The sequence below is a fragment of the Psychrobacter sp. 1Y11 genome (assembly GCF_052259045.1).
Taxonomy (GTDB): domain Bacteria; phylum Pseudomonadota; class Gammaproteobacteria; order Pseudomonadales; family Moraxellaceae; genus Psychrobacter.
This window is the reverse complement of record NZ_JBQQER010000003.1, coordinates 33,859-46,897: the sequence shown is the minus strand read 5'-3', so window position 1 is coordinate 46,897 and position 13,039 is coordinate 33,859. Positions and strand designations below refer to the sequence as shown.

Annotated in this window: 10 protein-coding genes; 8 read left to right on the top strand and 2 right to left on the bottom strand. The window is 46.2% G+C overall.

The features are described 5' to 3' along the window. The first annotated feature begins 37 nt into the window (after positions 1 to 37). Positions 38 to 853 carry a tRNA threonylcarbamoyladenosine dehydratase gene (locus tag ACTXGJ_RS03275; RefSeq protein ID WP_443565238.1) on the top strand — a complete coding sequence of 272 codons (816 nt, stop codon included), beginning with the start codon at positions 38 to 40 and terminating at the stop codon, positions 851 to 853. Between the two features lie 16 nt (positions 854 to 869). Continuing rightward, a complete protein-coding gene (locus tag ACTXGJ_RS03270) occupies positions 870 to 2,612 on the top strand; it encodes a GAF domain-containing hybrid sensor histidine kinase/response regulator (RefSeq protein WP_439241437.1) in 1,743 nt (580 codons plus the stop codon). A 98-nt stretch (positions 2,613 to 2,710) separates the two neighbouring features. Here the strand turns inward: ACTXGJ_RS03270 and efp are convergent, their stop codons facing one another. Beyond that, entirely contained in the window at positions 2,711 to 3,283 is a 573-nt protein-coding gene (gene efp / locus ACTXGJ_RS03265) for an elongation factor P (protein WP_439241435.1), read from the bottom strand. Between the two features lie 226 nt (positions 3,284 to 3,509). Between efp and epmB the strand changes: the two genes are divergently transcribed. The 6 genes from epmB to ACTXGJ_RS03235 all read left to right on the top strand — a co-directional run bounded on the left by epmB (position 3,510) and on the right by ACTXGJ_RS03235 (position 11,824). Then, entirely contained in the window at positions 3,510 to 4,514 is a 1,005-nt protein-coding gene (gene epmB, locus ACTXGJ_RS03260; RefSeq protein WP_443565114.1) for an EF-P beta-lysylation protein EpmB, read from the top strand. Between the two features lie 180 nt (positions 4,515 to 4,694). Then, positions 4,695 to 6,779 (top strand): EAL domain-containing protein, encoded by a 2,085-nt coding sequence (locus ACTXGJ_RS03255; protein WP_443565113.1) that lies wholly within the window; start codon positions 4,695 to 4,697, stop codon positions 6,777 to 6,779. 99 nt (positions 6,780 to 6,878) lie between these two features. Further along, positions 6,879 to 7,427: a c-type cytochrome gene (locus tag ACTXGJ_RS03250; RefSeq protein ID WP_439241429.1), complete on the top strand. Its 549-nt coding sequence runs from the start codon at positions 6,879 to 6,881 to the stop codon at positions 7,425 to 7,427. A 76-nt stretch (positions 7,428 to 7,503) separates the two neighbouring features. Further along, positions 7,504 to 8,490 carry an AAA family ATPase gene (locus ACTXGJ_RS03245; protein ID WP_439241427.1) on the top strand — a complete coding sequence of 329 codons (987 nt, stop codon included), beginning with the start codon at positions 7,504 to 7,506 and terminating at the stop codon, positions 8,488 to 8,490. A gap of 35 nt (positions 8,491 to 8,525) precedes the next feature. After that, on the top strand, positions 8,526 to 9,560 hold the full coding sequence (locus ACTXGJ_RS03240; RefSeq protein WP_443565112.1) for a hypothetical protein: 1,035 nt from the start codon (positions 8,526 to 8,528) through the stop codon (positions 9,558 to 9,560). Then, a complete protein-coding gene (locus ACTXGJ_RS03235) occupies positions 9,557 to 11,824 on the top strand; it encodes a transglutaminase family protein (RefSeq protein ID WP_443565111.1) in 2,268 nt (755 codons plus the stop codon). The genes ACTXGJ_RS03240 and ACTXGJ_RS03235 overlap by 4 nt, the downstream gene beginning before the upstream one ends. A gap of 9 nt (positions 11,825 to 11,833) precedes the next feature. Here the strand turns inward: ACTXGJ_RS03235 and ACTXGJ_RS03230 are convergent, their stop codons facing one another. Next, the gene (locus tag ACTXGJ_RS03230) at positions 11,834 to 12,694 is read right to left on the bottom strand and encodes a universal stress protein (protein ID WP_439241421.1); all 861 of its coding nucleotides are present in this window, start codon (positions 12,692 to 12,694) and stop codon (positions 11,834 to 11,836) included. Positions 12,695 to 13,039: the final 345 nt, after the last annotated feature.

The window sequence follows — 13,039 nt, the reverse complement described above, 5'->3', positions numbered from 1 at the left end:
CGATAGCAAAGTCGCCGATAGCGAGCGACCTGAAATGATGGCGACAGTAGCTGATGATAGTCAATATCAGCGCCGCTTTCAGGGCACACAAAAGCTGTATGGCGCTGATGCTTTTACAAGCTTTGCAGCCGCGCACATCTATGTGATTGGTGTTGGCGGAGTCGGATCTTGGGTGGCTGAAGCTTTAGCGCGAACCGCTGTCGGCTGTGTGACGCTAGTCGACTTAGACGTATTAGTCGCCTCCAATGTCAATCGGCAACTACTAGCGCTTGACAGCAGTTTTGGTCAGAGTAAGATTGCCACTATGGGCGCGCGTATGCGCGAGATTAATCCAAACATAGAGCTACACTTAGTTGATGACTTTTTGACGCCTAATAATGTCGCGCAGTTATTACCTGATCGCGCCGCCGCTAAGCAAGCTATGGCGCAGAATCGGCCAATTATTATCTTAGATTGCGTCGATGATATGAGTGCTAAGCTTGCTATTGCCTTGCATTGCCGTTTTAATAAGCTAAAGCTTATCTGTGCAGGCGGGGCAGGCGGCAAAATAGATCCGCGCCAGATCACGGTTAGCGACTTAAAAGACAGCTATCAAGATCCTTTACTGGCAAGACTACGTAACAAGCTGCGTCATGAAAAAGGTATCAATAGCCAAATGAAAGAAAAATTCGGCATCAAATGTGTCTATTCAACTGAGCCGCCGCGCGTCGAAAAGATAGGTCAGTCCGCTGGCTTAAACTGCGGCGGTTATGGTTCGGCAGTGGCGGTAACCTCAGTCATTGCTATGGTTATGGTAAGTGAGACTCTACTTATACTCAGCAAGCAAGCGGCTGCTACAGCGGCTACTTTATAATCGTTTTGGAGAAGGCATGTCCACTTATCCGCAAGCAAAAGATGAACAAGCACGCATCGCTAAGCTACAAGAGTATCAAGTCCTCAACACAAATGTTGAGCCAACTTTTGAGCGCCTCTCTGACTTGGTGAAAACCTTCTTTGACATGCCTATAGTCGCCATTACTTTTATGGATGAGGATACCCAGTATTTAAAGTCACCTCGCGGGCTTGGCGATACTTGCACCACCACTCGTGGCGTGGCGGTTTGTAATTACACCGTGCTCTCTGATGAAGTATTTGTTGTTGCCGATTTATCGATAGATGAGCGTTTTATTGATAATAGCTTAGTCACCACCGATCCCAATTTACGCTTTTATGCGGGCGCACCTATTATCTTGCACGAAGATAACCATATCTATCGTCTAGGCTCATTGTGCCTTATGGATACCAAGCCACATTATGACTTTAGCGAAGAGCAAGCCAAGCACTTAACGCAGTTTGCTCAGATGGCAGCTGATGCGCTGCAGCTACAAAAAAAGCAACGTCTTGCCAAGCATGCCAACGATATGAAGTCAGATTTTTTGGCGAATATGAGCCATGAGATCCGAACTCCTATGAACGGTATCATCGGTATGGTCGATATGCTTGATGAGACGGCTTTGAGTGCTGAACAAAAAAACTATGTCGATAATATAAAAGTATCGACAGATCATCTACTGGTCATTATCAACGGTATTTTGGACTTATCAAAAGTTGAAGCCGGTAAAATGGTCATTGATACGGTACCGATGAGCTTAGCCACTATCTGCAATGAAGTAGTGACTTTATTTACTACCAAAGCTACTCAGCGTGGGTTGACTTTAGAATACCACTACGATGATACTCTAAACTCCTACGTAGAAGGCGATCCAGTACGGCTTAAACAGATTTTTTCTAATCTGATCAGTAATGCTATTAAGTTTACTCGCGAGGGCGGTCACATTGTCTTTGATGTTAGACCATCCAAAGATAGTGATTTGGAGGCGTTTAATGCTCAAAGAGAAGTCTCGGATGCCACTGATCACCCTATTAACCATGACGATATGGCTTTTTTTATTACCGTCTCAGATACTGGAGTGGGGATAAAAAGGGAGTCGCTGAATGCGATCTTTGACGCTTACAATCAGGCGGACAAATCAACGCATCGGTTATACGGTGGTACCGGTCTTGGATTGTCGGTCTGTAAGTCACTAGTGGCGCTAATGGGTGGTCATATTTGGGCGGATAGTATCGTCGGTGAAGGCACCACCTTTAAGCTATTACTCCCTTTAAAAGTAATCGATAAACCGCAGTATGCCGCCTGGCAACAAGCCAATCATATCGATATCGAACCTGAATGGCATTATAACGGACATGTGCTGTTAGTTGAGGATGATAATGTCAATGCGATGATCGCTCTAAAGGCCTTGCGTAGTAGCGGCCATGAGGTCACGCACGTCACTGATGGACAAAAGGCCATTGACGAGTTTGTCGCGAACCCCAAACGTTACGATGTGATTTTGATGGATCATCATATGCCTATCATGGATGGAATACAGGCGACTATTAAGCTGCAAGAGATGTTTGATGCCGAAGATCTGCCACCTATCATTGCTCTAACTGCCAACGCTATGGACGGCGAGCGCGAAAAATACCTGCAAGTGGGTATGCAAGACTACTGTAGTAAGCCCTTCAAAAAAGAGCAATTAAATGCCTTAGTTCAGTATTGGCTGATGTATAAACAGTCAGTTAATGCGTAAGCTCAAACGCAAGCAAACTCACATGCAATCTTAAAAAAAGGCTTAATCGCTACCCGATTAAGCCTTTCTTATTCGACTCTTATCAAGACGACAGGGAGTTAGCTTACGCGAGTCTGATAGTCACCCGTACGTGTATCAACACGTACCACTTCACCTTGCTGCACAAACAAGGGTACGCGTACTACAGCGCCAGTCTCTAAAGTTGCAGGTTTGCCGCCGCCACCAGAAGTGTCGCCGCGAACGCCCGGATCGGTTTCAGTGATCTGTAGCTCTACAAAGTTTGGCGGCGTGATAGATAAAGGAACGCCATTGAATAGCGTGATCACACAAGTGGCATTGCTGTTTTCTTTTAGCCACTGCGGGGTATCGCCCATTGCTGTTTTGTCCGCTTGGATCTGCTCAAAGCTCTCAGAGTCCATAAAGTGCCAAAACTCACCATCGGTATACAGATAATCCATCTCCGTATCGATGACGTCAGCGGCTTCTAAGCTATCTCCTGATTTAAACGTTTGCTCAAGTACCTTACCGCTACGCAGGTTACGTAGCTTGACGCGGTTGAATGCTTGTCCTTTACCGGGTTTGACGAATTCATTTTCCATAATGGCACAAGGGTTGCCATCAAGCATGACCTTTAGACCTGCTTTAAATTCATTAGTAGAAAAACTTGCCATAACAACAAACTCCTAGTAGCACTGTCTTGGGTTTAAGAAATTGGGCTATAGTAACTATATAATAGTAACAATATATAGACGCAAATAGATAAGGGATAATAATATAGGCACAAATAGATAAGTAACCATATACAGTAATTATGATTGCTATATTTTGCTAGGTTACTAGCACGCCACAGTGATAAGCGTATAATGGCGACTTTTGGGCATAAAGTATTAGGGTGTTATGATAAACCATTTAATCCTACAAAAAAACTGGCAAACTCAATTATCCGAGGCCATAACCTCTATTGATGAGTTATTAGCAGTATTAGAGCTCGAATCGCTAAGATCGCAGATATATGTGCCAACGCATTTTGAACTACGAGTGCCACGCGCTTTTGTGGCCAAGATGCAAGTAGGCGATGCTAATGATCCTCTGCTTAGACAAGTGCTACCGGATCAAAGAGAGCAAGTAGCTGTGACGGGCTATGTCGCAGACCCTTTAGCTGAAAACTCACAAAATCCGCTGACCGGTCTGCTGCATAAGTACCAGTCTAGAGTGTTACTGACGGTGACTGGAGCCTGCGCTATCCATTGTCGTTATTGCTTTCGTCAGCATTTTGACTATCAAAGTAACCTACCAAAAGCGTCGGTGCAGGATGCTATTATCCGCTATATCCATGAGCACCCTGAGATCAATGAGGTGATATTAAGTGGCGGCGATCCCCTTAGTGTCTCAAACCGTCGATTATTCATTTGGTTAGATATCTTAGAGGCTATCCCGCAGCTAACGACGATAAGGTTACATACGCGTCTACCGTTAGTTATTCCTGAGCGCTTAGACGATGACTTACTAGATCGATTGGCTAGCAGCCGTTGTCAGATCGTCATGGTTGTCCATTGCAATCATGCCAATGAGATCGATGAGACCACCGCGCAGCATTTACAACGAGCGCGCGTAGCGGGTATTACCTTACTCAATCAGACCGTGTTACTGCGTGATATTAATGATGATGTAGACACACAAGTGGCACTTAGTCAGCGCCTCTTTGCCGCCGGTGTGCTGCCTTATTATCTACATTTATTGGACAAAGTGGCCGGTGGCGCTCATTTCGATAGCCCAGATAGCGAAGCTATTGCGCTATACTGGGCGCTATTAGAGCAGCTTCCTGGCTATTTAGTACCCAAACTGGTGCGCGAGTTACCCAATAGAGCGTTTAAGGTGCCGATTGACCTTTATAAGCCCTGATAAAGGCTATATATCTGAACGCTTTAGCCAATATGATTTTATGCTTATTCATATTTAGTTATGCTAGTATTAGCATCTGATGCCATAAATGGCGACTAGTCATAGCTTATCTGGTCATACAGATCTAGTGACAAAAAACTAAGTACCTCGATTGCCATCGTAAGATTTATGAGGATTTTTATGCGAACCGATACCACTCTGAATTTATTAGTCATAGACGATGATCAGCTATATGCGGAGGGTTTGATAAATTTATTAAAATCCTACTATGCAGAGGTAAATTTAGGGTTCTTGGATGACAAAGAAGAGCTGCTCAAGTCATTACGTCATAGCTGGGATGTTCTAGTGTTTGGTAGCGCCTATGATTTGAGCTTCACCGATGTCGTGGCTATTATTCAAGAGCATAACATTGATCTGCCCATCATCGGTCTAATGAGCGATGAGCTCGCAGAAAACGGTCGCAACCAAGATGGGTTGCCGATTATTATCGATGGTACCATGATCAAGGCATTAGTAGCCGATCGCGAGACGCAAGTGGTCATGGCGATTCGCTTATTGCACGCCAATTTGCGTACCCGCCGACAGGTTGGCACTTTACAACAAGTGCTGACTGAGTCGGAGCAACGAGCTAATCTGCTGATAAAGAACTCCAAAAGTGCGGTCGCTTATATCGATCAAGGCATTCATATTTTCGCTAACGATCCTTATCTCAAGATGTTCAACTTCGAGTCGATGAACGATATTATGGGCTTGCCTATTATTGACTTGATAGCTGGGTCTGACAATATAAAAGACTTCAAACAGTTTCTACGCCAATTTGATAAAGGCAATCGGCAACAAGTCGAATTCAACTCTAATAGTAAAACTAAAGACGGTGAGATCTTTGAAGTCAAGCTGCAACTGGCTACTGCTACCTTAGAGGGCGAGCCTGTGACGCAGATCATCATTCAGCAAAGTGGTCCAAGTAGCGCCGATATCGATAAGCAGCTAGCGGCAGCAGAGCGGCTCGATAGCTTGACTGGGCTAAGTAACCGCCGCGGCTTTGAGGAGCGGCTTGAGAGCTTACATCAGCAAGTCTTAAATAATAAAAGCCACGCAGGGCTATTATATATTCAGCTAGATAACACCGGTAGGATTAGCAGTAGTTTGGGGTTAGAGGGAGTGGATGCCACCGTCAAGCAAGTGGCCGCGCTGCTCGATGAAATCGTTGCCGATTATCCGGTTAGCCGCTTTAGTGACACCTCATTTACTGTGCTTGCCAATGATATTTCAACCCAAGCGCTCAAGGAATTGGCTGAGCGTGTGCGGCTAAGGATTAGTGAGATGCTCATCAACGTCGGCAAGCGGACGATGAGCACCACCGCGAGTATTGGGGTGGTAAAAATCGACCAAAATGCTCCTGCACCTAAGGTGTTACTAGAGCGCGCGCTGGAAGCTATCAATCATATCGGTATAGAGACTAGTAATCAGGGCGATGCTTATCATTTTTATGATCTGAGTAAACATGTGAGCGAAGATGATAATGCTTTAGCTGAATACTTAGTCAATGCCATTACTAATAATCGCTTTGAGCTGATGTTTCAACCCATCTACGATATCACTTTTGATCGCAGTGATTTTTTTGAGGTTTATTTACGTTTGCCGCTAGGGGATGCTGAAAACACCGTACTCTCCCCAAATCAGTTTTTATCAGTAGCCAAATCACACAATCTACTTGAAAAGATAGACCGCTGGGTACTTATCAATGCTTTTAAACAGCTAAGCGAGGTGCGTAAGTCGCATCCAGAAGCGCGGCTCTTAGTGCAATTAACCAGTGCGTCATTGGTTGATAAAAAGCTTGCGAGCGTAGCCAGTCAAATCATCAAAGCCGTAGGGGGGCCAGCAGGCGCGCTAACCATACAGTTCAATGAGCAAGATATTCGCAACCATCTAACGATAGCAAAATCTCAGTTTTCGGCACTAAACCAAATCAACTGCCGACTGTGTATTAATAACTTTGGTAGTACTACAAAGTCTCTCGATACCGCTGAATTTGTACAACCGCATATGATACGCATCGCGCAAAGCTACGTCACCGATATTCATACCGATAACAACTTGGACACCATAAAATCTTTAATCACCGAAGTGAATAAAATCAATGTCGATGTGTTAATGCCTTATATCGAAGATGCCGCCACTATGTCGGTGTCTTGGAGCGTAGGGGCGCGTTATCTGCAAGGCTACTATTTAGAAGAGCCAAGCCGCAGTATCAATGTGGTCTAAACGTGGTGTGACTGTTTTATAAGGCCGTTTACTAACAGAGGCATTGTTAGCATAGACGGCCAATGATATCGTTTTTTATTAAAAGAAGTTTTTGTCAACATGTCTATGGTTATGCGTCAAATAAGTGTTATTTTTACTGCTGTCATTTTACTCAGTGCGTGTGGTGAGCCTATTCCGCCTGATAGCCGTGCTGCAGTGACTCTGCCGGTATATGAGCAAGGGGATGCAGACAACGGCGCTTTGATATATCAAGACGCTTGTGGACAATGCCATCAGCTCACTCCAGGGCTGAATAAAAAAGGACCGCAGCTGATGAATATTTACGGGGCTGAGGCAGCTCAATTAGCTGATTATGAGTATAGCGAAGGTCTTAAAACCTCGGGCTGGGTATGGGATGCTGAGACGCTCGATCCTTATATTGCAGATGTTGAAACAGCCATGCCTGAATCAAAAATGCTCGCTGATCCGATGCCTGACGCGAGCGAACGTGCTGATGTTATCGCCTATTTATCGACGCTACGTGCTCCCGCAGCTTCACCGGATGCTGATGCAAACATAACAGACAATCAGCCCAGCCAGATGAGTAATGAGCCTGTTGATATAATAGACGAGGATAAGGATCAGCCTGCCGCTGACTTTCAACCCTAAGCTTAACTGTTACTCTTAGCCAACTGACACCTTTAGATGGTAGCCTTTTATAATACAAACTTATGATCCTAAGCCTATGACTGTAGAAGTAGCCCCTTTACCCGTAAATGCAACAGCTGATAACTATGAGCGTAATCAACAGCAAATCGCTCAGTTGCTCGTGCAGCTGAACAAGGTGGTCCTTGATAAACCACAAGTGCTCAAATTAGCACTTAGCTGCGTACTCGCTGGCGGGCATTTACTGCTACAAGATCTGCCTGGCATGGGTAAGACTACGCTAGCACAGGGATTGGCGCAGTTGTTAGGTTTGAGCTTCAGTAGGGTGCAATTCACTAATGATATGCTGCCTGCCGATATCTTAGGTATGACGCTCTATGATCAGGGCAAAATGGCTTTTGAGTTTAGACCTGGGCCGATATTTACTCAGTTATTATTAGCTGATGAGATCAATCGCTCAAGTCCCAAGACCCAAAGCGCGCTACTCGAAGCCATGGAGGAGCGGCAAGTCACCCAAGATGGGCAGTCATACCCTTTGCCAAAGCCGTTCTTCGTCATTGCTACCCAGAACCCTTTGCAGCAAGCAGGGGTCTATCCGTTGCCTGAGTCGCAATTGGACCGGTTTTTAATGTGCTTGTCGCTCGGTTATCCCTCTCCTGAGGCGGAGCGAGCACTATTGCGCGGGCAAGATCGCCGTGAGTTGCTGAGTCAATTAGAAGCCATACTTGATAATAATGAGGTGCTATTAGCACGCCGAGGCGTACAGCAAGTCTATGTGTCAGATGCCTCTTTAGACTATCTACAGCGCTTGGTTGCTAAGACGCGTATCAGTCAGGACTATCATGGGCTATCGCCGCGTGGCGTGCTGTCACTACAAAGTGCCGCGCAAGCTTATGCTTATGTCTCAGGTCAGCAAGAAGTGACGCCGGAAGATATTCAAGCGGTATTTGCTGCGGTCACTGACCACCGGCTAGGGCAGCGTTTTGTGCCTGCTAATGCCGTCAGTGGTCAAACACCGCCGACTATCGCTCAGCGTATTATGGCCGAAGTGGCAGTAATCGTTTGATAGCTTGACTACCCCTGACAAGTGATAGGGCGACTATGACCATCTTACCTCAGACCATAAAGCAACCATTGACCGCGATGTTCAGTCGCTGGTTTGCCAAACGTGCCCCTAGAAGTGACAATGCTACTCTCAACTTGCGTAATGTTTATATCTTCTTTAGCCGCGAGGGACTACTGTTTGTACTGCTGCTGATTATCACCTTTATTGCAGGTGTTAATTACGGTAATAACTTAGTACTAGGGCTGTGTTTTTATTTGATTAGCGTTTGGCTCATCAGCTTCCATATCACCTTTGCTCATATATCAGGACTACAAGTCAGATTGCTTGAGGTGACGATGGCAGAGGCAGGCGAGCCGGTTTGGGTGACCTTACAGCTACTGAGTAATAGCCGTCAACCTAGGCGGCAGCTGTCTATTGGCTTCGACTCACAAGACAAGAAGTTCAACAAACGAAGCTCGGTAAACTCTCCATTAGACTCTGCGCAAACCTCAGTACTACTGCCGCGTCTCAAAGATGAGCAAATTATACGGCTGCCCGTCGCAACTCATAGACGCGGTAAACTTAAATTACCGCGTTTACACATTAAAACGGTCTATCCTTTAGGCATTATGCGCGCTTGGTCTTACGTTTACTTTGCCCGTTCAGCTTGGGTATATCCGCAGCCGGAGGCTTTCGAGTGGCAAGCGCGATATTTAAGCGCAAATAGCGCAGACCTACCTACAGGAGGGCAGTTCACCCAAGGTCAGGACGATTTTGAGCGCCTCGATAACTATGTCGCCGGCGAGTCTCTAGCGCGAGTCTCTTGGGCACATGTGGCGCGCGGGCAGGGCATGTTTACTAAGCACTTCGCTGACCCTATCGGCTACGAGCAGCGCTTAGCTTATGAGGATATGCCGGCGATAACTCATGAGCAAAAACTGGCGCAATTGGCTTATGGCGTGCTAGCTTTAAGCGAGCTTGAGCTACCGTTTCAGCTACAACTGCCGCATGAAGCGCCTAGTACAGGCGAGATAGGCCAAGGCGAAGCATTCGGGCAAGCTTGCTTACTAAGGTTGGCGCAAGCATCATGAGTCTATTTAAGCGTAACGCAAAGCTATCAAACTCAGCTAAAGCAGAGGCAAGTATACAGTTAGAGGCGCCGCGTACTTCGACGGCAGCTGCTCAGGACAGCTACGCAAGCTTTGAAAAACTAGCTTATGGTCAAGTGGCATCTACTAGCTTGTATGATAGGCCGCTTAATGATAAGTCCGCTGGTATCAGCAAAAGCTATCAGCGCCTATTATCGTTGCCCGCTTATTATTGGGTGCTAATCGCGCAGCTGTTTGTTATCCTTCCTCATGCCGCCTATTTACCCTTATGGTTAATAGGCTTTGCCATTATCACTATCATCGCCCAACTGCCAAGCATCAAATCGAAGTTCAAACCCACTCGCTTAAAGCGCCTTTATCAAGTCATGCAGATGCTAGGGTTTTTATTGGGTTTAGCCGGTTTATCGCTCACTTATGGTACGGCTTTTGGTTTAGATATGGGCGTTGGGTTTTTAGTATTGTGCTTAGTCAGTAAGCTGTGGGAGCTTTATAAACGCCGTGACGCGTATGTGGTACTGAATCTATCACTATTTGTTATCGCAGGCTTATTTTTATTAGATCAGGGTCTTGTCACCACTTTGCAGGCTATCGCAGCTACTATTGTCGTGTTATTGGCTTTTATAACGCTTAACGATGATAGTAACACTAGCGGTGATGGCCGCATGCGTACCCTTGGTGTATTAGGCGTATCGGCGCTGCCTTTATTAGTGGTGCTATTTTTATTTTTCCCGCGCTTGCCGCCGTTATGGTCAGTGCAGCTGTCCTCGAGCCAAGCAACTACTGGCGTCTCTGATAGTATGTCACCAGGCGATTTTGCCAATTTGAGTCAATCCACAGAGCTTGCCTTTCGTGTTGATTTTAAGCAAGATCGTCCTGCGCAAAGTGAGCTGTACTGGCGCGGTTTAGTTTTTAGCGACTTTGATGGCGTCACTTGGCGTCCCAACCGGCGCATACAGCAGCAATGGCAATGGCAGCCTAAGCGCCAACCACCTAAGTGGTTTGAGCAATCATTAGCGACGGCTAGCGATGCGGTCAAGCTCGATCCTAATTACTATGAGATCACCTTAGAGCCCACCCAGCAGCCATGGTTATTTGGTCTAGATTATCCCTTTACCCAAAATCAAGATATTAACTTAACCTCAGATTTTACCTTAATCAAAGAGGAGCCTGTTAGTGAGCAGCTGCGTTATGAAGTGCTACGTTATGCGCCTATGCAGATTGCTCCTATCCTTGATGATGTCAGCCGTGCGGCTAATCTAACGCTGCCTAGTGCAGGTAATCTACAAACGCAAAACCTTGCCAAGCAGCTATTTGCTCAATCAGGATCAGACCCCGAGCGTTATATACAAGCTATCCAGCGCTGGATCAATCAGACTGAGTTTCGCTATACCTTATCGCCGCCGCCACTGGATGAGAACCGTATTGATAGCTTCTTATTTGAGACCAAAGCCGGGTTTTGTGAGCATTACTCCTCAAGCTTTACTTTTATGATGCGCGCTGCAGGCATTCCAGCGCGCGTGGTCGCCGGCTATCAAGGCGGCGAGATGGGCCGCGGCGGTAACGTCTGGGAAGTGCGGCAAATGGACGCGCACGCTTGGAGTGAGGTATGGCTTGAGGGTCAAGGCTGGGTGCGCGTTGATCCGACAGCCTTTGTTGCTCCTGAGCGGGTCGAGCAAGGGATGGACGCGCTAACCCAGTCGCGAGGCGCTTCACTGTTCGGTGAGGGAGCGACCGCTCAAGTCAGCTATCAGCAGTATCAGATGCTACAAGCATTAAGACGGCTATCAGATCAAGCCAGTTACTATTGGCAAAAAGACGTCGTCGGCTATGATCAAGATAAACAAGCCGGATCGCTGCTCAAATGGTTTAACATTCGCTCTATCTCTGAGCAAATCGCTTGGCTAGCAGCGAGCGCTATCACGGTAATAAGCCTACTAGTATTTATGATCTGGTATCGCCGGCGCAAACAGTGGCATCCGGCAGATAGACCGCTGATAAAGCTCTCTAACAAAGTAGCTAAAAACGATAAAGCTTTGGCTCGCCACGATAATGAAGGCGCTTTGGCCTGGCTTGAGCGCTTACAGAACAGCCAAATGAGTCATAATAAGCTGAGCAAGCAACAGATAGCGGATATCAAAAAATACTACCGACAGCTTCGCTATGGACGCTTAAGCGTCGCCGAAACTCACAGTCAAGAGTACCAACAAGTACTCAAAGCGCTCAAACGCGGTATCAGTCAACTGTGATAGCCGCTATTAACGTAACAATAGAATAGGCGACAAGGTTTTGGTAATGATTTTTGTGGTTGTGCTACCGATAAAGAGCTGTTGAAACTTCGAATGCCCATAAGCGCCGATGACGATCATGTCGATAGCATTATTGGCTTGAAACTCAACCAGTCCCTCAACGACATTGTCGTAAGGCAAATGATGAGCAGTAACGGTAAACCCTGACGAGCTTAACTGCTCAGTCACGGCCGCTAAGCTGTTCTTCGCCGTATTATTATCATTACCGACCATCACGATATAACCTCTCAGCCCTTTTAACAGCTCGCTAGCCGCGACCATCTGCGCCGCTTTTATTGCGGTCTTGCTGCCATCAAAAGCAACTAAATAGGAGCTTGGTGTTTTGAATGATTCTGAGCAGATGAGAATAGGTTTATGGGAAGCGCGGGTCACCGTTTCAATTTGGCTACCGATATTGACGCGGTCATTTTGATGGTCTTCTCCGCGTCGCCCCAGCACGATCGCGCGGTTTTCACTATCGAAGTGCTCGATGGCAGGCAGCAGTTTGCCGCGGCGTCTATAAGTTTTTATCTCAACATCAAAGCGGCTATTAATATGGCTTTTTGCATCTTCGATTAGCGCATTGCTATAGCTGTTAACCACCTTAGCTCTTTGCTCATCTAGCTGCGTCAACTCTTCTAGTAATATCTGCCGACTGTCGACCCCTATCGTTCCTGATAAGTCGCGTCTAGAGGAGACAGGAATATCAACCACATTGAGTAGCGCCACCGCTAGATTGAGCCGATTGGCGTACCATGCCGCATAGCTACAAACGGACTGAGTGACTGTAGAGCCATCAATACAAGCTAAGACATGCTGTTCGCTAGACATAAAGTCTCCTCAATATAGAAGTTATCGGCTTTTGCTGTTGCTACACGGTTATCTGTACTATAACAAATTATAAGATCGCATAAGTAGAGCATAAAAAAGCGCTCTAAAAAAGTCTTCTAAAGCGCTTTCGCTTATCGTAGTACGTTAATTATGAGCCGCAGTTACAGCATTTAGCGCACATATCACACTTATTGCAAGTGGCTTCGCTAGTACAGCCACATCTTGAGCAGCTACAGGTTTTGCTGCGAATGGATAAGTAGCTTAAATGAGTGTTATTAGTCAATGACATAAGTAATCCTTATTACTGATAAGTGATAATTTATACTGTCATAGAGAGGATAAGCA

Bases quoted from the DNA above. Each gene is read 5' to 3' on its own strand.
- ACTXGJ_RS03275 (WP_443565238.1), top strand. From the start codon at position 38: ATGGCGACAGTAGCTGATGATAGTCAATATCAGCGCCGCTTTCAGGGC.
- ACTXGJ_RS03270 (WP_439241437.1), top strand. From the start codon at position 870: ATGTCCACTTATCCGCAAGCAAAAGATGAACAAGCACGCATCGCTAAG.
- efp (WP_439241435.1), bottom strand. From the start codon at position 3,283: ATGGCAAGTTTTTCTACTAATGAATTTAAAGCAGGTCTAAAGGTCATG.
- epmB (WP_443565114.1), top strand. From the start codon at position 3,510: ATGATAAACCATTTAATCCTACAAAAAAACTGGCAAACTCAATTATCC.
- ACTXGJ_RS03255 (WP_443565113.1), top strand. From the start codon at position 4,695: ATGCGAACCGATACCACTCTGAATTTATTAGTCATAGACGATGATCAG.
- ACTXGJ_RS03250 (WP_439241429.1), top strand. From the start codon at position 6,879: ATGTCTATGGTTATGCGTCAAATAAGTGTTATTTTTACTGCTGTCATT.
- ACTXGJ_RS03245 (WP_439241427.1), top strand. From the start codon at position 7,504: ATGACTGTAGAAGTAGCCCCTTTACCCGTAAATGCAACAGCTGATAAC.
- ACTXGJ_RS03240 (WP_443565112.1), top strand. From the start codon at position 8,526: ATGACCATCTTACCTCAGACCATAAAGCAACCATTGACCGCGATGTTC.
- ACTXGJ_RS03235 (WP_443565111.1), top strand. From the start codon at position 9,557: ATGAGTCTATTTAAGCGTAACGCAAAGCTATCAAACTCAGCTAAAGCA.
- ACTXGJ_RS03230 (WP_439241421.1), bottom strand. From the start codon at position 12,694: ATGTCTAGCGAACAGCATGTCTTAGCTTGTATTGATGGCTCTACAGTC.